The sequence below is a fragment of the Mesorhizobium loti R88b genome, from assembly GCF_013170845.1.
Lineage (GTDB): Bacteria > Pseudomonadota > Alphaproteobacteria > Rhizobiales > Rhizobiaceae > Mesorhizobium > Mesorhizobium loti_B.
Genome location: NZ_CP033367.1, coordinates 3,651,974 through 3,669,613, shown reverse-complemented (window position 1 = coordinate 3,669,613; position 17,640 = coordinate 3,651,974). Strand labels below are relative to the sequence as shown.

General features: G+C 62.6%; 15 protein-coding genes. 6 read left to right on the top strand and 9 right to left on the bottom strand.

Features of this window, described 5'->3' with window-relative positions:
• The first annotated feature begins 103 nt into the window (after positions 1–103).
• Positions 104–970, top strand: a complete 867-nt coding sequence (locus tag EB235_RS17905; RefSeq protein WP_027029690.1) for an SDR family NAD(P)-dependent oxidoreductase — start codon at positions 104–106, stop codon at positions 968–970.
• A gap of 123 nt (positions 971–1,093) precedes the next feature.
• Here the strand turns inward: EB235_RS17905 and EB235_RS17900 are convergent, their stop codons facing one another.
• Positions 1,094–1,531 carry a low affinity iron permease family protein gene (locus tag EB235_RS17900; protein ID WP_027029691.1) on the bottom strand — a complete coding sequence of 146 codons (438 nt, stop codon included), beginning with the start codon at positions 1,529–1,531 and terminating at the stop codon, positions 1,094–1,096.
• A gap of 261 nt (positions 1,532–1,792) precedes the next feature.
• Here EB235_RS17900 and EB235_RS17895 point away from each other — a divergent pair, with 261 nt between their 5' ends.
• Positions 1,793–3,064, top strand: coding sequence for a hypothetical protein (locus tag EB235_RS17895; RefSeq protein ID WP_027029692.1), 1,272 nt, complete (start codon positions 1,793–1,795; stop codon positions 3,062–3,064).
• Positions 3,065–3,185: 121 nt separating this feature from the next.
• Here the strand turns inward: EB235_RS17895 and EB235_RS17890 are convergent, their stop codons facing one another.
• The 3 genes from EB235_RS17890 to EB235_RS17880 form a co-directional block, all read right to left on the bottom strand.
• Positions 3,186–3,476 carry a hypothetical protein gene (locus EB235_RS17890; protein ID WP_027029693.1) on the bottom strand — a complete coding sequence of 97 codons (291 nt, stop codon included), beginning with the start codon at positions 3,474–3,476 and terminating at the stop codon, positions 3,186–3,188.
• A gap of 248 nt (positions 3,477–3,724) precedes the next feature.
• On the bottom strand, positions 3,725–4,366 hold the full coding sequence (locus EB235_RS17885; protein WP_027029694.1) for a DapH/DapD/GlmU-related protein: 642 nt from the start codon (positions 4,364–4,366) through the stop codon (positions 3,725–3,727).
• Between the two features lie 84 nt (positions 4,367–4,450).
• Positions 4,451–4,927, bottom strand: coding sequence for a CreA family protein (locus EB235_RS17880; protein WP_051429594.1), 477 nt, complete (start codon positions 4,925–4,927; stop codon positions 4,451–4,453).
• A 346-nt stretch (positions 4,928–5,273) separates the two neighbouring features.
• Between EB235_RS17880 and EB235_RS17875 the strand changes: the two genes are divergently transcribed.
• Entirely contained in the window at positions 5,274–5,852 is a 579-nt protein-coding gene (locus tag EB235_RS17875; protein WP_027029696.1) for an SCO family protein, read from the top strand.
• 10 nt (positions 5,853–5,862) lie between these two features.
• Positions 5,863–6,735, top strand: coding sequence for a 50S ribosomal protein L11 methyltransferase (locus EB235_RS17870; RefSeq protein WP_027029697.1), 873 nt, complete (start codon positions 5,863–5,865; stop codon positions 6,733–6,735).
• A gap of 199 nt (positions 6,736–6,934) precedes the next feature.
• Here EB235_RS17870 and EB235_RS17865 read toward each other — a convergent pair whose 3' ends face one another.
• A complete protein-coding gene (locus tag EB235_RS17865; protein ID WP_051429595.1) occupies positions 6,935–10,174 on the bottom strand; it encodes an autotransporter outer membrane beta-barrel domain-containing protein in 3,240 nt (1,079 codons plus the stop codon).
• A 493-nt stretch (positions 10,175–10,667) separates the two neighbouring features.
• Here EB235_RS17865 and EB235_RS17860 point away from each other — a divergent pair, with 493 nt between their 5' ends.
• The gene (locus EB235_RS17860) at positions 10,668–12,512 is read left to right on the top strand and encodes an aminopeptidase P family protein (protein ID WP_032925424.1); all 1,845 of its coding nucleotides are present in this window, start codon (positions 10,668–10,670) and stop codon (positions 12,510–12,512) included.
• A 182-nt stretch (positions 12,513–12,694) separates the two neighbouring features.
• On the opposite strand, the gene EB235_RS17855 is transcribed toward EB235_RS17860, so the two are convergent.
• Positions 12,695–12,991, bottom strand: a complete 297-nt coding sequence (locus EB235_RS17855; RefSeq protein ID WP_027029699.1) for an AzlD family protein — start codon at positions 12,989–12,991, stop codon at positions 12,695–12,697.
• Positions 12,988–13,716, bottom strand: coding sequence for an AzlC family ABC transporter permease (locus EB235_RS17850; RefSeq protein ID WP_027029700.1), 729 nt, complete (start codon positions 13,714–13,716; stop codon positions 12,988–12,990). Before EB235_RS17850 ends, EB235_RS17855 begins: the two co-directional genes overlap by 4 nt.
• A 122-nt stretch (positions 13,717–13,838) precedes the next feature.
• On the opposite strand from EB235_RS17850, the gene EB235_RS17845 reads away from it, so the two are divergent.
• Positions 13,839–14,597: an SDR family NAD(P)-dependent oxidoreductase gene (locus tag EB235_RS17845; protein WP_027029701.1), complete on the top strand. Its 759-nt coding sequence runs from the start codon at positions 13,839–13,841 to the stop codon at positions 14,595–14,597.
• Positions 14,598–14,724: 127 nt separating this feature from the next.
• Here the strand turns inward: EB235_RS17845 and EB235_RS17840 are convergent, their stop codons facing one another.
• Together EB235_RS17840 and ligA are read right to left on the bottom strand one after the other, a co-directional pair.
• On the bottom strand, positions 14,725–15,417 hold the full coding sequence (locus tag EB235_RS17840) for a DUF2461 domain-containing protein (protein WP_027029702.1): 693 nt from the start codon (positions 15,415–15,417) through the stop codon (positions 14,725–14,727).
• Positions 15,417–17,621, bottom strand: coding sequence for an NAD-dependent DNA ligase LigA (gene ligA / locus EB235_RS17835; RefSeq protein WP_027029703.1), 2,205 nt, complete (start codon positions 17,619–17,621; stop codon positions 15,417–15,419). The genes EB235_RS17840 and ligA overlap by 1 nt, the downstream gene beginning before the upstream one ends.
• Between the last annotated feature and the right edge of the window lie 19 nt (positions 17,622–17,640).

The window sequence follows — 17,640 nt, the reverse complement described above, 5'->3', positions numbered from 1 at the left end:
AGTCGCGGCCCGACGGGTCAACCCGAACACGTGCTGACGCGGGCTTGCGCAAGCCCGTTCCAGCGCTAAGTTCGGCGCCATCGAGAAAAGGATCCCGCTGCTCATGATCACCGACGCCGAAATTCAGACCGCCCTGCCCGCGCTTGTTAAGGGCAACACCGCCGTCATCACCGGCGCCGCCAGCGGCATTGGTTTGGCGGCCGCCAAGCGGCTTGCGCTGATGGGCATGAAGATCGTGCTCGCCGACCTTGGCGGCACCCGCCTTGACGATGCCTCCCGCGCCGTCTCGGCCATTGCCGGAGACGACGCCGTGCTTGCCGTTGCCTCGGATGTGTCGAAGGCCGACGAGGTCGATCGTCTCGCCGACCGGGCATTCGGCGCCTTCGGCGAGGTCTCGCTCTTGATGAACAACGCCGGCGTCGGCGACAATCCCGGCAAGCCCTGGGAATACCATGATGCCTGGAAGCGGCTGCTCGACATCAATTTCTGGGGTGTCGCGCATGGCGTCGAAGCCTTCGCACCACGCATGCTGGCGTCGGCGAAGCCGGGCCTGATCGTCAACACCGGTTCCAAGCAAGGCATCACCACGCCACCCGGCAATCTTGCCTACAATGTCTCCAAGGCCGGAGTTAAGACATTCACCGAAGGCCTCGCGCACGCGCTGCGCAACGAGCCCGGCGCCCACCTGTCGGCACATCTGCTCATCCCCGGCTTCACCTATACCGGCCTCACCGAAGGTGCGACGGAAAAACCCGCCGGTGCCTGGACCGGCGAACAGGTCGTTGATTTCATGCTGGAATCCCTGGTCAGGGGCGACTTCTACATCCTGTGCCCGGACAATGATGTGGCGCGGCCGTTGGACGAGAAACGCATGGCCTGGGCGATCGGCGACATCATCGAAAACCGTCCCGCTCTGTCGCGCTGGCATCCGGACTACAAGGAACCTTTCGCCGCCTTCATAGGACAGTGAGCATCACCTCGAAAAGCATGTTTTCGAGCCTGATCGAGGATAGGAACGGGTTTTCGGATCAGGTCATGCTCAAACAAGAACAGGCAGGACCCCGAGGTTGATTTCTCATTCAATCTGAGGCACTTACGCCGCGTTCTTTTTTGGGGGACGCTTCTGCGCCACGACCTTTTTCGCGGCCATGCTGGCGATCTTCTCATCATGCCGCTGGTCATGCCGCTTCGCCGCCCGCTCGCACTTGTCACGGATTTCCTCGACCTCGGATTCGGTCAGGTGCTCGATGCCGATGAAATGGTTGTGGCCCTCGCTGACCCGGATCAGCTCATCGAGCTTGGCCTGGATCGCGGCGCCGTCGCGGTTCTGGGTGTTCTGGATAAGAAACACCATCAGGAAAGTGATGATGGTCGTGCCGGTGTTTATCACCAGTTGCCAGGTGTCGGAGAAGGAGAAGAACGGCCCGCTCACCCCCCAGACGACGACGATCAGACAGCAGGCGGCAAATGTCAGCGGCAGGCCGGTTATATGGGCGACCCAGTTGGCGATCCTGGTGAAAACCTTTTCCATCTGTCGAGATCCTCAATGGCTGCCGCGATGAGAAACAAACAGCACCCATTCCAGGTTCCCGGCGGCAACAAATTCATCAGGCACAATTGAATACACGCAGGACGCGTATCTGACAAAAAACACACCTTATCGGTTTAATGGCATGGTAACCGTGCAGGCAAGAGAGCCTGTTCCTTCCGCTTCACAGCGGTTTACCTCCAGCCCCTTCCGCTGCGCCACCCCCGCATGGCGGAAGGGGTTTCAGTCCGGAGTGCGCGGAGCATGGTTTCCCCAAAGCGCCGGCCGGCACACAGACAGACGGTCGCTCCACTTTCCCGCAGCTTGCTCGCCAGCGCCGCTCTCGGCCTGCTGATGGCCTGCGCGTCGGTAACGGCCAGGGCAGAGTCCACGACCGTACCGGCAGCCGAGCCGACAACCGACCCGGCGGCGGCACCCTCGACCGATCCCACGATCACCGGCAGTCTCGAACGGCACTTTACCAACAATGCGCTGGACAGCGACCGCAATGTCTCCGACTGGTACACGCAGCTGCGCGGCACGCTGCAGAAGCAGTGGGGCGACAACGACGCCTACGCGAAGGTCAATGCGGACTTCCAGGTCTCGCATTACGACAAGACCTCGATCGAAGACGACCGCACCTTGGGAGTGTCGGGCGAGGCCTTTCGCCGGCTGGCGCCGGGTCTCGAACTGAAGGGAACGCTGAGCTACCGCGTCTCCAGCACCGGCGACAATCTGGACATCGGTCCGCTGACATTGGGAACGCGCGAGGCCAAGCAGGTCTTCGCCGCCCAGACGCAGCTTGGCATCGATCTCGGCAATACGACCTCGCTGATCCTCGAAGCCGCCGACAGCTTCGAGAAGCTCGGCGCGACGCATTTCCAGGAAGACCTGATCCTGCCGGCGAAGCTGCACGCCAACCGCAACCTCTTCCAACTCGCATCGAGGATCACCCACACTGTCGGCCAGTTCGCCTTCGGCGCATCCGCATCGGCGCTTTTCGCCAGCGTCGAACAGATCGGCTTTCCGCCGCTGTTCCTGTCGTTCAACGCCTATACGCTGCGCGCCGAAGCCGCCTACAAGGCTGCCGACGGCTCGACGCTCGGCGTAGCGCTGGGCGCGGAGTTCCTGCGCGGCGCCAACGACATCTACCAGCGCTGGCGCCCGACCTGGCAGGTGACTTTCGGCAAGCCGCTGCCGCGCGGCTTCGAACTGCGCGGAACCTATTTCGGCCGCTACGAGACGTCCAACACCGACGACCCGCTGGCCTCGTGGCTGCAGCGCGCGGAGCTGGAGCTCGGCATGAAGGTGCGCCAAAATCTCGGCGTCGCGTCCGGCATCTTCTACGAGATCAAGGACAATCTGCTCTACGAGAACCAGGAGCGTCGAGACGGCATCTATGCCGAGGCGACATATGACGCGACCAAGTCGCTGAGCTTCGTGTTTCGGGTCGATATCTCCCGCACCATCAAGACGGTGATCGACGACCGCGAGCACACCGTTGATGCATTCATCGCGGTGCGCGCCAAGATCTGACATCGTTCCGCGCGCAAAACCGGATTTCTGGCTTGTTTTCGTCTCGGGAACAAACCAGCGAGGCAGAAGGGTGTGCGAGACCCTCCTGCCCCCGACAAGGGATTACCCCTGACTTTGCTGCTTAGTGATGGCCGCCCAGCTTGTAGCTGTTGCCGCCCAGGACGTTGACGCCGATACCGGAGAGAACACCGGTAAGGACGTTGGTCTTGTTGCCGTCGAGAATGCCCGAAACGACATTGCCGCTCAGGATGTTGTTGCCACTCAGAATGCCATTCAATGCGTTCACCTGGCCGAGGCCGATGGACGGCGACACGTTGATCAGGCTACCACCACCTCCCCAGCCGCCGGCATAGGCGCCGACAGTCGAGAAAGAAACCATAGCAGCCGTGAGTACAAGTGCGAACTTCTTCATGACTTCTCTCCATTGTTGCTTACAGTGTTTCCTTCGACTTCTTACGACTTACCCCTATGTCGATTAGTGCATTTCGCGAAAAGTCTTGCAACCATGGAGTGTTTAATTTGGTCGTTGCAATCCGTTTTCCAATTTTTAACTTTAATATTTTACGTTAAGAAAATTGGTTACCGTCAGAGCCTCTCTCCCAACGGAATGCGCACCGCTTCGAACGACGGGAAGCGAGTAGAACGAGGGTGGATGCGGGCTTAAACGGCGTCGTTTTCCCAGCGATCGAGGAAGGCCTCGATCGGCATTGCCTGGATGTCGGGAACCGCCCTGGCAAGTTTTTCGACCGGCCAGTCCCACCAGGCGAGCGCTTCGATCCGCGCCGCGATGTCAGGCGCAAAGCGAGGCCTGAGCGGCTTTGCCGGCACGCCGACGACGATCGTGTAGGATGGTATATCCTGCGTCACAACAGCGTTGGCGCCGATGACGGCACCATTGCCGATCGTGACGCCAGGCATGATCACCGCGCCGTGGCCGACCCAGACGTCATGGCCGATGGTCACGGCGTTCGACTGCCGCCGTTCGCGGAACGCCGCATCGACACCCAGCCAGCGAAAATATTCGTTCGGCCGATAGCTGACCTTGTGCTGGGTCAGCCGCTCGATCGGATGCTCCAGCGCATTGATACGGCTGTTGGCGGCGATCGAGCAGAATTTGCCGATCGTGGCGTAGATCGCTTCGCTATGGCGCTCGAAATAGGAGAAATCGCCGACGTTCACCTCGCGCAGCACCACCCGCTCGCCGATCGAGGCATAACGGCCGAGCTTGCACGCCTTCAGCTCCGCGGTCGGATGGATGCGTGGCTCGGGATCCTTCAGGACGAGGTTTTCGGAACGGTCCATGACGGCGGATTTACGTCAGAGCGATTGGTCCCGCAAGCGGGAGCAATCGTCCGTCAAGCTAGTTCCGAGAAAGAGTCGACTCGCCTATTTTGGCTTGCCCTTGCTCCACACCACGTTCTGGCCGTAGAGCGGCACTGTCGTGACCGACATTTTGGCCGAGCCGTTCTGCACCTGGCGCGAGTGCGAGAGATAGATCAGCGTTTCGTTGGTCTTGTCGTAGATGCGGTTCACCACCTGCTTCTTCCAGATCAGGCTGATGCCTTGCTTGAAAACCTCTTCGCCGCCCTCGCTCATATCGATATCGCCGATGGTGATCGGGCCGGTCTGCCGGCAGGAGATCGACGAATCGGAGGGATCCTCGAACCAGTTGCCCTTGTGCAGGCGATCGATGACGCTGCGGTCGAAATAGGAGACATGGCAGGTCACGCCCTCCACCTTCGGGTCCTTGATCGCTTCGACGATGATGTCATTGCCGACCCAGTCGACGCCGACCTTACCGACTTCCTCGGCGACGGCGCCACCGGCGCCAAGCACGACACACGCGGCCAGCGCGCCACCCATAAATTTCAGCAAGGGAGCCTCCTGTGGTTCGAGTTGCCGGTCTCAGGTGGGGCGAATTGTCAGGCTTTGCAAGCATATGCGTCAACACCGCCGCGGTTGCGGCAACGCGGCACTTTGCCTGGGCAGGGCCGAACGGCTAAGAGACTGTTTCGAAATTCGCTCTGGCGAGTCATATGGTGGTGGTTTCGAGAACCGGAGCGGAGCGGACATTTGGGTCCGTGAGCACCGGAAGCGCAGAAAATGCCACCAGATGGCCGCCAGAGTAGAATTTCCAAACAGGCTCTAAGACTGTCGCACCGGCGCGGCACCGAGCCGGCGCGATGATTTCTGCAGACGGACTTTTCTAATGATGCGTTCTATCCTGGTCGGCATTCTCGTCCTGATGGCGGCCGGCATCGGCTGGCTGACTTTCGACTGGTATCGCGGCCATTATGGCGGCGAACCGTTCGGCGCTCCCTTCACCCTGGTCGACCAGAAAGGCGCTGAGATCACCGAGGCCGCGTTCCGGGGCCAGCCCAGCGTCGTCTTCTTCGGCTTCACCCACTGCCCCGAGGTCTGCCCGACGACGCTGTTCGAACTCTCCGGCTGGCTGAAGACGCTCGGCGACGACGGCAAGACCCTGCACGCCTATTTCGTCTCAGTCGACCCGGAGCGCGACACGCCGGCGGTGATGAACGCCTATGTCAGCAATTTCTCCGACCGCATCACCGGCATTACCGGCGACCCCGACAAGGTCCATGCCATGGCCAAGGCGTTCGGCATCTACTGGAAGAAGGTCGACACCGGCGACGGCGACTACACGATGGACCACACCGCCTCAGTGCTGCTGCTCAACGGCAAGGGCGACTTTGCCGGCACGATCGCCTATGGCGAAAGTGCCAGCACCGCTGTGGAGAAGCTGAAGCGGCTAGCGGCCAAGGGTTGATACGGACTCCATGACCCAGACCCGGCTCCATTTCACCACGGGAAAGACCGAGGCTGAGCGCGTCTTCGCGGCGCTCGAAACGGCCTTCGAGGATGAGGGCCTGCCGATCGCCGTGATCGAAGTCGATGAGGACCAGGATATCCACGAAGTCTCGCTTTACACCGACGGCGACGTCGATGCGGTCGAAGCGCGGATGAAGGATGTTCTTGCCGGCCTCAATCTGTCGAAGCCGGTCGAGCGCGAGGCGCTGCCCGACATCGACTGGGTCATACATTCGCTGGAAGGGTTGAAGCCGGTGCGCGCCGGCCGTTTCTTCGTCCACGGCGCGCATGACCGCAGGAAGCGCCACAGCGGCGAACTCGCCATCGAGATCGAGGCTGGCCTTGCCTTCGGCACCGGCCATCACGGCACCACATCAGGCTGCCTGGAGATGCTGGAGAAAGTGGTGCGGCGCGAGCATCCGCGCAATGCGCTCGACCTCGGCACCGGCAGCGCCGTGCTGGCCATCGCCGTTGCCAAACTCGCGCATATCCCGGTGCTGGCCACCGATATCGATCCGGTGGCGGTGCGGGTTGCCGCCGCCAATGCGCGGCTCAACCACGTCAAGGCGCTGATCGAAACAGTGACAGCGCCAGGCTTCCACCACCCGATCTTTGGCAAGCGCGCGCCCTTCGATCTCATCGTCGCCAACATATTGGCGCGGCCGCTGATGCGGCTGGCGCCGCAAATGGCGGGGCATATAACGCTTGGCGGCTCAATCGTGCTGTCAGGCATTCTCGAGCGCCAGCGCGACGCCGTCATCTCGGCCTATGTCGGCCAGAACTTTCGGCACGTGCGCACCTTGCACCGCGAAGGCTGGGTAACGATCCACCTCAAGCGCTGAGGCAGAGCGGCCACCGCAGCGCTGGGGTCTCAAGGCTGGTGCCGAAGGGTAGGCCAAAACGCAAAACCCCGCCGACTGGGGGTCAGCGGAGCCTTGAATGCTGTTTTCTACCAGCTTCAGATGCCTGTGAGGGAAACAGGCCCTTCAGAACTTCCCCAGTGCCTGGATGTTCCGCCTCAAAAGCAAAAGCCTTCGCCGCCTAGAACTTGATGCCCAGATTGGCCTTGAAGCCGTTGTCGAAGGCACCGGGCCCGAACTGTCCGGCATAGGACAGGCCAAGCGTTGCGTTCTGCGCCAGTTGCACGTCGAAGCCGGCTTCGACCAGCATCGCATCCCTGGCGATCGGCACGCCGGCAATGGTGAAGTCGTCACCGCCGGCAAAGGCGAAGGTCGACTGCGGGGTCACGTCGCCGAAAGCATGGCGCCAGCCGAAGATGCCGCGCATGGTCGCCGCAACGCCGCCAATGGTGACATCGGTGGAGGCCCTGACGCCGAGCGTGGTGAAGGTTGCATCCGACGATGAGGAGCCGCTGGTCAGCGCCGCGGCGCCGCCGCTCTCGGCAAAACCATCGGTGTGCAAATTGACGTAAGCGAGATTGGCGAAGGGCTCGAAGGCAAACGGTCCGGCATCGGTCTTGTAGGCCAGTTCGCCGAAGGCCTGCGCGGTCGCGGCGTCATAGTCGGCCGACAGACTGTCGGTGAAGCCCTGGAACGCGACGGAGCGCGAGGTGGAAATCCGGTGCCAGGTGTAGGCGGCGCCGGTCCGGAACGCGATGGCGCCCCAATTGGTGCCGCCATAGAGGCCGAGATGATAATTGTCGCTGTCGCCCGACGAGTTCCTGTCATCGGCATTGAAGCTGGTGCGGCTGTAGCCGCCGACCATGCCTATGCGCCAGTCGCCGGCCATTCCGTCGGCGCCGACCAGCAGGCCGCCCGTCGAACGGTCGAATCGGGCTGCATTGCCATCGCTGTCGGTACCGCCCCAGGAGCCAAACCCCTGCGACCAGACGGCGAAGCGATCCGTGTCGGCGGCAACCGCCTGAACGCCGTCCTCGCCATAGGCCATGACCGGCACCGAGGCGGTTTTGCCGCTATCGCCGAAGGCGGCACGCAGGCGCGCCGTCACCGCGTCCTGCAGGAAGTGGCTGTCCTGGAGCAGCATGCCCTTGGCCGAGGCATGGATTTCGCCGGAGAGCTGATCAAGAGCGGCTTGCGCGGCGGCATCGCTCGGCAAACCCAGGAACGCGCTGACCAGGGCGCTGCTGGCGGCACTGTCCAGCCCCTCACCCGTGGCTATCTGGTTTGGCGTCAGGCCGACAGAGGCGAAGCTCTTGGACTTGGTGACGTCGACATAGGCATGGGTAGCGTCGGACGTGGTGGTAAGCTTGATGAAGTTGGAGATATCCGGATCGGTGAGCGTGAATGTTCCGGTGACACTGCTGGCTTCGAGCACGGTGTAGCGCGTGCCCACCACGAGGCTGCCCGGGCCGACATTGCTGACAGTCAGTCCAGCGCCTGTGGTTATGGTGGCCGCGCCCGACGCATCGATCAGGTCGGAAGCGCCGGTGGAGTTCAATTCCACCGCGTAGGTCGACCCGGCCGCAAAACTGGCGGTGCCATTGACGGAGAGCGTACCGATCGCATTCTCGCCAGGCTCGACCGTGCCGTTGGCCACCAGTCCGCCGATGCTGCCATCGCCTTTCAGCGTGGTGCCACTGTCGACCGTGACGACGGAGCCGCCAAGATTCCCCGTCACCAGCAACGTTCCGGCTTGCACCGTTGTCGCGCCGGAGAAACCACTGCTGTCGCCGGAAAGTTCGAAAGTGCCGCTTCCGGTCTTGATCAAGCCGCCCGTTCCGTTGAGGTCGCCGGAAAACACCGTCGAACTGTTGTCGCCTCCGGTCGAGAGCGTGCCGGAACCGATTTTGACCGAGCCGGCGCCGGCAAGCGAACCGATCGCTTGGTCGAAATTGTTGAGATCAAGTGTTGCGCCACTTTCCACCGTATAGGCGCTGTTCGCGCTGAAGATATTGGTCGTGGCCGCCTTCAGCGTGCCTTGGGCGACGTCGGTGGCCGTGGAATAGTTGTCGTTGCCGGCGAAGCCGTCCACCGTCAGTGTCCCGGCTCCGGTCTTGGTGAAGGTCCCGCTTGGCGTATCGTTGTCACCCATGCTGGCGCTCGTCCTGACATCGAAGCCGTTGGTGTCGATGGTACCGCTGGCGGCGCCAAACAGGATCGAAACATTGGCAAGGTTTAGGTTTGCCCCCGCCTGCAGCGTGCCGCTATCCAGTGTGATCGGGCCCGAGCCCAACGCATGATCGGCCGTGACCTGGATCGTTCCTTCCTCGATTATGGCGCCGGAGCTGAAACTGTTGGTGTTGTTGGTCAGCACGAGCGTGCCGGCTCCGGTCTTGAAGATCGCCGACGGATCGCTGAACTCCGAAATCTGGCCGGAATAGGTTCCGATTGCCCCCGAGCCGACATTCAGGTTCATGCTGGCATACATGGTCAGGTCGTTGTTGATCGTGATGCCGTTCTGAATGTCGATGGTCGTGCCGCCGTCCGCGTAAACAGCCCCTGTCCCAAGTGCTGCATTGTTGCCAAGGCTGAGCGTGCCACCATAGAGATTGGTGCCGCCGGTGTAGCTGCTGGGCCCCGTCAGCGTCAGCGTTCCCGTTCCGACCTTGGTGATCGACAGCGTGCCTGTCTGTTCCTGAATCTGCGCGGCAAGCGTGGTGCTGGTGTTCAGGCCGCCGATCTGGAAGTTGCCGGACGAACCGCCAGGATTTCCATAATAGGAAAGGATGCCCGACCCTTCGACAGAGCCGAGTTCCAGCGTGCCGTCACCTGACAGCGAAACGGAGCCGCCGTTGAGGACAAATGTCGCGTTGGCGCCCGACGCGGAACCTCCGGAATAGAAGGTCACCCCGCCATCGGCATTCACAGTGTAGACGACGTTGCTGCCGGCGTCGGCGCCATGGAAATTGATGAAGGATGCCATGCCGGAGTCGCCCGTGACGGAAAAGTTCTGGGTCACACCGGACGTGTTGTTCACATCGCCATAGACTTGCAGATAGGCCGTATTCGAGACCGACACGGTGTAGGCGCTGGCCGGATCGTTGAATGTTATAGGCCCGGCAGAATACTGGGCCAAAGGCGTGTTCAGGTTGACGGTCGTCGTGCTGGCGCCCGAACCGAAGACGACTGATGCGGCTGGGTCGTTCGGAGCGGTGCCGCCCGTCCAGTTGCTCCCGGTGGCATAGTCCGAACTCGCCGCGCCGGTCCATTGCTGGGCGGCGGCCGGTGTCGCCATCAGCGCCAGCCCGGCCAGGGCCGTTCCCATCAGCAGGTTGCGTCGCCGCGCGCCGTGGCTCATGCCGAGCCTGTCATGCAAACGCGACAGCAAGGCGATCCCGCCGGACATCGTCGAAGAGTTCATGCCTCGCCCCATATTCCGCGCCCGCCCAACGGGCATATTGGTATTGCTACGATGTTGATTGAAGACTGCCGTGACGGCACGTGAGCGACACTCACGCTCGACCGTCCAGATCATTCTATCGGGGGTGCGCGTCAGACTCAGCCTGACGCCGGCTGGCCAAAAATGGCCAAGGACTTCCCATGCTCATCAACGCCCTCCGACAACGACCTCGATCGGAAGGCCCCCGCCCGTCCGGTCAAGCTCAAAGACGCCACACGAATAGCTTGCCCCGCAAATTAGCGCACGCTCAAAAGATGGCACTTGCTGACTTTTTCTGATCACAATTCCGAGCGCCGTCAGCGCCGGAAAGCTGGGCCATCCCTCTTCGTCAGTGTCTGGACCAAGCTCCGTTGGTTGTTAGTCAAGTGACGCTGTAGCAGGTTGCGCCAGCTGGAAATCGATTCCGATTTTCGAGCCCATAGGCTACGGTCGCGCGACGACAAGGAGGCCCATCATGTTCCAGACCTTCGATTCCGCCGGCGACCCGGCTGTCGGCAAGCCGCGCGTGGCGCTGTTGCGCCAATGGCTGGCCGCCAATGGCCTCGATGGCTTCATCGTTCCGCGCGCCGACGAACACCAGGGCGAATATGTCGCCGACCGTTCGGCGCGGCTGAAATGGTTGACCGGCTTCAGCGGTTCGGCCGGCGTCGCCATCGTGCTGCGCGACCGCGCCTTCGTCTTCGTCGACGGGCGCTACACGCTGCAGGTGCGGGGTGAGGTCGATCTCGACATTTTTTCGATCGAAAGCCTGGTCGACAACCCGCCCGCTGTCTGGCTGAAGGACAATATCGGCAAGGGCGCGCGGCTCGGCTTCGATCCCTGGCTGCACACACTCAGCGAGGTCAAGGCGCTGCAGGCCGCGGCCGACAAGACCGGCGCCGTGCTGGTGCCACTCGACAGGAATCCGATCGACATCATCTGGAAGGATCAGCCGGAGGCGCCGGTGGCCCCGGTCGAACTGCACCCGATCGGCTTTGCCGGCGAGCTCGCCAAGGACAAGCTGGCGCGGCTGGCGGCAGCGATCGGCAAGGACGGCGCCACTCATGCGGTGCTGACCGACCCCTCCTCCATCGCCTGGGCCTTCAACATCCGTGGCGGCGACGTGCCGCACACGCCGCTGGCGCTTGGCTTTGCCATCCTCGCCGCGGACGGATCGCACCAGCTGTTCATGGACAAGCGCAAATTCTCGCGCCAGGTCGCGGCCTATCTCACCCAGCTTGCCGATCTGCACGAGCCCGGCGAATTCGAGGCGGCGATCGTAGCCCTCGCCAAGAGCGGCGCGAAGATCGCGCTCGACCCGGTGCTGGCCGCCGACAGGCTGCGCATGCTGGTCGAGGACAATGGCGGCACGGTGATTGCCGCGCCAGATCCTGCCCGCATCCCGCGCGCCACCAAGAACCAGGCCGAGATCAACGGCTCGCGCGCCGCGCATCGCCGGGACGGTGCGGCGGTGGCCAAGCTTTTGTGCTGGCTGGAGCGCCAGAAACCCGGCTCGCTCGACGAGATCGCGGTCGTCACCAGGCTGGAAGAGAGCCGCCGGCAGACCGGCGAGGAAACCCAGATGCCGCTGCGCGACGTCTCCTTCGACACCATTTCCGGCGCCGGCCCGAACGGCGCCATCATGCATTACCGCGTGTCGCGCGCCACCAGCCGCAAGCTGCAGGCCGGCGAGTTGTTCCTGCTCGATTCCGGCGCGCAGTATCAGGACGGCACCACCGACATCACCCGCACCGTGCCGATAGGCCAGCCGACGCAGGAGATGCGCGAGCGCTTCACGCTGGTGCTGAAAGGCATGATCGGCATTTCGACACTGCGCTTTCCCGCCGGCACGCGCGGCTCGGAGATCGACGCCGTCGCTCGCATGGCGCTGTGGAAGCATGGCTGCGACTTCGCCCATGGCACAGGCCATGGTGTCGGCTCCTATCTCGCCGTGCATGAAGGGCCACAGCGCATAGCCCGCACCGGTACCGAAAAGCTGCTCGAAGGCATGATGCTGTCCAACGAACCCGGCTATTACAAGGAAGGTTCTTATGGCATCCGCATCGAGAACCTGATCCTGGTGACGCCAGCCGAACAGATCGAAGGCGGCGACATCGCCATGCATGGCTTTGAGACGCTAACGCTCGCCCCGATCGACAAGCGGTTGGTGCGGTCAGACCTGCTGACGCGCGAGGAGCTGCATTGGTTCGACGCCTACCATGCCTGGGTACTGGTCGAGATCGGACCGATGCTCGATGGCGAAACGCTGGCCTGGCTGGAAAAGGCGACGGCGCCCTTGCCGCACGACGCCAAGATTTAGATTTCTGAGACGCGAGGGCGGGTCGAGATTCAGGTCAGGACGAGCCGAAAACGGTGGATTCCGAGAACCGGAGCGGAGCGTACTCTTGGGTACGTGAGCTCAGTTCCAATGCGACGCAGTGGAACGGGGAAGCGCAGGAAGCCGCCGTTTGCAGGCCGTCATCACCTGAATATCGACCCGCCCTACTCGACGAACTGCCGCGCCACGATCAACACCGCCGCACCGGCCAAGAACATCGCCATCAGCCCGCCGCGCAACGAAACCACCGCAGTCACCACCAGCGCCGCCCATTCCGCTGGCCCCGCATTCAGCAATTCCGGCGCCACCAGTGTCGTCAGCACCGCCGCCGGCACGGCGTTGAGCCCGGCCTCGACGCGCGGATGGATGTTTTCGAAGCGCGAGATCACCAGATGCCCGCCGATGCGCGTGAGATAGGTCGCGATCGCGCCGGCGATGATGATCCAGAATGTCGTGCTCATGGCCTTGTCTCCACGCCACTATGGTGCGGCGGCAGGATGACGGCGAGCAGCACGCCGGCGATGGCGCCGATCGAGACATGCCAAGGCGAGCCGACCGTCTTGTAGGCAACGATGGAAGCAGCGGCGCTGGCAAGCACCACCGGCAGCCACAGCGGCCGCTTGCGGAAGCCAAGGACCAGGCCAAGAAAATAGATCGGCAGCAGGAAATCGATGCCCAGCGCATGCGTATCGGGGATGAGCTTGCCGAACACCGCGCCAAGCGCGCTTTCTATCACCCAGAATATGTAGACCGGCAGGCCGAGCCCCAGATACCAGGCGAAGCCAACCGTCTGACCGGTGTTCGCCCTCGCCTCGGCAACCGCGAATTGCGGATCGGTGAGGATGAAATAACCGAGAGCCTGCTGGATGACAGGCCAGTGCGCGATACGCCGGCCGATGCCGGCGGAATAGAGCACATGGCGGAAATTGACGGCAAAGATCGACAGCACGATCAGCCATGGTGCGACATGCTGGCCGAACAGCTGGATGCCGACCATCTGGCTGGCGCCGCCATAGATCAAAGCGCTCATCAGGAAGGCTTCGAGGACCGAGAAGCCATTGTCGACGGCAAGCGCGCCGAACAGCACCGCGAACGGCGCCGACGCCACCACCACAGGCATGGAGAGCCGCACACCCTGCCAGAAATCGCTGGCCAAAGAATTTTCGGTCAAGGTCTCAGCAGACATATCCCGTTCCCAAGTTGCGCTGATATGTAGGGGCGAGCGATTGGAAAGTCAGACGAATTCGCTTGAGCCAGCAAATCAACGAAACTGATGTCTTGGGGCACGAAAGCACAGAGAGGTTGCAGATGATCGTTTACGATTTCACCGGCAGGCACGCGGTCGTTGCCGGCGCTGGCGGCGGCATGGGCGAAGCAATCGCGCTTGCGCTGCTCGAAGCCGGCGCGTCGGTTACCGCCATCGACGTCAAGGCGGTTCCGGCTTCGCTCTCCAAATTCGGAGACAGGCTCACCTTTGCACAGGGCGATCTCACCGACGCTGCCTTTGTCGAGCAGGTCGTGAGCACGGCGGGCCGCGAGCGCAGCGGCATCGACTATCTCGCCAATGTCGCCGGCGTACTCTGGTTCGGCCGCGACAGATCGGCACTGGAAATGGACCTTGATGTCTGGGACCAGGTCTTCAACATCAATCTGAAATCCTTCGTGCACACGGCGCGCTCCGTCGTTCCCGTCATGCGCGCGGGCGGACGCGGCGGGGCCATGGTGCATTTCTCGACGATCCAGTGGTACCGGGGTGATCCGAAACCGCAGGACGCCTACCAGGCATCCAAGGCCGGCGTCTGCGCGCTTTCAAAGTCGCTGGCGATGCAGCTTGCCAGCGAGGGCATCCGTTCGAATGCGATCTGTCCGGGCATGGCGCTTACCCCCTTGCAGGCCCGCTGGGACACCGAGGAGAAGCGCGCCGCCGTCGCCGACTACACGCCGCTCGGCCGCATCGGCACGCCGCAGGACATGGCCAACGCCGCGCTCTTCCTGCTCTCCGACGCTGCAAGCTACATCACCGGAATTGAACTGGCTGTCGACGGCGGTCTTCTGATGCGGATGTAGCCGTCATACCCAACGGGCCGGAAAACTAGAGCAGTTCACCTTTTCACGGAAACGGTGAACTGCTCTAACTCTTTGTTTTGATGCAATTCCGGACGGAAAACCGTTTCACACTTTTCCTGGAATTGCTCTAACTGCCCGGCACCTTGCCCTCGATCGCCCTGCCCCAATCGAGCAGCGGCTTGGCGCGCAAAGTGAAATCGACGAGTTCCTCGACCAGTGCGGCGTCATGGATTCCAGCCGGATCGATGACGTGACGAACAACAAAATGCCGGTTGCGGATAGCAACGACAAGCTCCTCGTCCGTGACGTGCTCGAAGCCGCGCGGCGTGCGTTTCATGGCGTCTTCGGCATCAAGCTCGAGGCCGTTCTTCTTCAACGCCTTCACCATGGCGCGAAACCTGTCAGGCCATGTCTCGATGGCCCGCCGCATCGCCAGCAGCAATGCTGCTTCCGGCTGCCACCAGGCAACGCCGGCAAAGCATCCCTCGAGCCCGATATGAATGTAGAAGACGCCCTGCACGGCTTTGCTGCCATCAGGCGACAGGATCGCCGAGACATGCCGGTTGTAGGGCCGCTTGTCCTTGGCGAAGCGCACATCGCGATTGATGCGGAACAGGGACTTCCTGCGGTCACCGCGCAGGCCGAGCCCGGCTTCCGCAAAACGCTGTGTCAGCGTGTCGACGAGATCGCCTAGGGGATCGCGCAATTCCTGTTCGAACAGGTCACGGTTCTCCAAAAACCACTCCCGGCTCTGGTGGAAATCCAGCGCCTTCAGGAACGGAAGGGCTTTTGGACCGAAACCTTTGAACGCGCCGTCCATCACGCCTTGCCGACCCGCTGCAGCCAGGTGTCTTCGTCAATGACTTCGACGCCGAGTTCGCTGGCGAGCTTGAGCTTGGAGCCCGCCCCCGGTCCGGCGACCAGCAGGTCGGTCTTGGCCGAAACCGAACCGGCGACCTTGGCGCCGAGCCGCTCGGCCATCGCCTTGGCTTCCGAGCGCGTCATCTTTTCCAGCGAACCGGTGAAGACGATGGTCTTGCCGGCGACCTCGCTGTCGGCCGAAACGGTGACGATGTAGGGCTTTGGCTTGACCTCTCCGAGCAGCTTCTCAAGCACATCGTCATTGCGTTCATTGCCGAAGAAGTCGCGCAGCGCATCGATCACCGTGTCGCCAATGCCGTTGACCGACGGGAAGACGGTGTGCGGATCTTCCGCTGCCGCCGTCTCCTTGCCGACGCGGATCAGTTCCTCGATGGTCGAGAAGGTCTTGGCGAGCACGGCGGCCGTGGTCTCGCCGATATGGCGGATGCCGAGCGCGAAGATGAAGCGATCGAGTTCCGGCTCACGGCGCGAATCGATTGCCGAAAACAGCTTGTCGAGCCCTTCATAGTTGCGGTCCTCGACGCTGCGCACATTCTTGCGCGTCTTGCCCGATGCCGCTTCGCGCTGCCTGGCCTGCTCCTCGCGCCGTTCGGCCAGAGCCTTGGTGACGGCGGGACGACGGTCCCGGAGCGTAAAGATATCGGCGGCCGTCTTGATCAACCCCGCATTGAAGAAAGTGTCGATGTTTTCGGCGCCCAGGCCCTCGATATCCAGGGCGCCGCGCGAGACGAAATGGCGCAATCTTTCCACGGCCTGCGCGGCGCAAATCAGCTCGCCGGTGCAGCGACGGCGGGAGTCTTCCTTGCCGGTCTTCTCGTTGATCTCGCGCGTCGCCGGCGAACCGCAAACCGGACAGGTATGCGGGAATTCGTAAGGGACGGCACTGGCCGGGCGTTTGTCGACGACGACGCTGACGATCTGCGGAATGACGTCGCCAGCCCGCTGGATCACCACCGTGTCGCCGATGCGAACGTCGATGCCGTCGCGGATCGGCAGGCCGTTGCTGTCAAAACCCTTGATGTAGTCCTCATTGTGCAGCGTGACATTCTCGACCACGACGCCACCGACGGTGACAGGCGCCAGCCGCGCGACCGGCGCCAGCGTGCCCGTGCGGCCGACCTGGATGTCGATCTTCTCGACCGTCGTCATCGCCTGTTCGGCCGGGAATTTATGCGCGACCGCCCAGCGCGGCTCGCCCGTGACGAAACCCCACCGGCGCTGCAGCTCCAGCTGATCGACCTTGTAGACGACGCCGTCTATGTCATAGCCAAGCGAGGAGCGTTGCTCCTCGATCAGATGGTAGTGCGCGACCAGTTCCTCGACCGACTTCGCCCGCACCATCAAGGGGCTGATCTTGAATCCCCAATCGGCAAATTTTTGCACCGATTCGTACTGGGTCGGCGCAGGATCCGATGTCGTGAAGCCCCATGCATAGGCGAAAAATTTAAGATTGCGGCTGGCCGTGACGGAGGCGTCCTTCTGGCGCAGCGACCCCGCCGCCGTGTTGCGCGGATTGACGTAATCCTGACCGCCGGCCGCCGCCGAGCGCTGCTTCAGCGCTTCGAACTCGGCATAGGTCATGTAGACCTCGCCGCGTATCTCAATGGTCTCGGGCCAGCCCGAGCCTTTCAGCTTCGCGGGGATGTCGGCAATCGTCCTGAGATTGGCGGTGATATCCTCGCCGACGGCACCGTCGCCGCGCGTCGCGCCCTGCACGAACACGCCCTTCTCGTAGCGCAGCGATGCCGACAACCCGTCGATCTTCGGTTCGGCCGTGAAGGCGATGTCGAGATCCTTGTCGCGGTCGAAGAACCGCTTGCCGCGCTCGATGAAGTCAGTGACATCCTCGTCGGTATAGGCCTTGGCGAGGCTGAGCATCGGCACGGCATGGCGCACCTTGGCGAAGCCTTCCGCCGGCGCGGCACCCACCCTGCGCGACGGCGAATCCTCGCGCACCAGGCCGGGAAAGCGCTCCTCTATCGCAAGGTTGCGGCGCCGCAGCGCATCATATTCCGCGTCCGTAATCGTTGGCGCGTCTTCGGCGTGATAGCGCACATCGTGGCCGGCAATCTCTTCGGCCAGCCGCTTCAACTCGGCTTCGGCTTCGCTTTCGCTGAGCACATCGACTGGTTTTTCGGCCATGCTTTTCTCCCCCGAACGG

What these genes read in the sequence shown, in the direction of transcription:
- EB235_RS17875 (WP_027029696.1), top strand. Translation starts at nt 5,274, where the DNA reads ATGATGCGTTCTATCCTGGTCGGCATTCTCGTCCTGATGGCGGCCGGC.
- EB235_RS17880 (WP_051429594.1), bottom strand. Translation starts at nt 4,927, where the DNA reads ATGGGTGGCGCGCTGGCCGCGTGTGTCGTGCTTGGCGCCGGTGGCGCC.
- EB235_RS17870 (WP_027029697.1), top strand. Translation starts at nt 5,863, where the DNA reads ATGACCCAGACCCGGCTCCATTTCACCACGGGAAAGACCGAGGCTGAG.
- EB235_RS17885 (WP_027029694.1), bottom strand. Translation starts at nt 4,366, where the DNA reads ATGGACCGTTCCGAAAACCTCGTCCTGAAGGATCCCGAGCCACGCATC.
- EB235_RS17850 (WP_027029700.1), bottom strand. Translation starts at nt 13,716, where the DNA reads ATGTCTGCTGAGACCTTGACCGAAAATTCTTTGGCCAGCGATTTCTGG.
- EB235_RS17900 (WP_027029691.1), bottom strand. Translation starts at nt 1,531, where the DNA reads ATGGAAAAGGTTTTCACCAGGATCGCCAACTGGGTCGCCCATATAACC.
- EB235_RS17890 (WP_027029693.1), bottom strand. Translation starts at nt 3,476, where the DNA reads ATGAAGAAGTTCGCACTTGTACTCACGGCTGCTATGGTTTCTTTCTCG.
- EB235_RS17845 (WP_027029701.1), top strand. Translation starts at nt 13,839, where the DNA reads ATGATCGTTTACGATTTCACCGGCAGGCACGCGGTCGTTGCCGGCGCT.
- EB235_RS17865 (WP_051429595.1), bottom strand. Translation starts at nt 10,174, where the DNA reads ATGAACTCTTCGACGATGTCCGGCGGGATCGCCTTGCTGTCGCGTTTG.
- EB235_RS17905 (WP_027029690.1), top strand. Translation starts at nt 104, where the DNA reads ATGATCACCGACGCCGAAATTCAGACCGCCCTGCCCGCGCTTGTTAAG.
- EB235_RS17895 (WP_027029692.1), top strand. Translation starts at nt 1,793, where the DNA reads ATGGTTTCCCCAAAGCGCCGGCCGGCACACAGACAGACGGTCGCTCCA.
- EB235_RS17840 (WP_027029702.1), bottom strand. Translation starts at nt 15,417, where the DNA reads ATGGACGGCGCGTTCAAAGGTTTCGGTCCAAAAGCCCTTCCGTTCCTG.
- EB235_RS17860 (WP_032925424.1), top strand. Translation starts at nt 10,668, where the DNA reads ATGTTCCAGACCTTCGATTCCGCCGGCGACCCGGCTGTCGGCAAGCCG.
- ligA (WP_027029703.1), bottom strand. Translation starts at nt 17,621, where the DNA reads ATGGCCGAAAAACCAGTCGATGTGCTCAGCGAAAGCGAAGCCGAAGCC.
- EB235_RS17855 (WP_027029699.1), bottom strand. Translation starts at nt 12,991, where the DNA reads ATGAGCACGACATTCTGGATCATCATCGCCGGCGCGATCGCGACCTAT.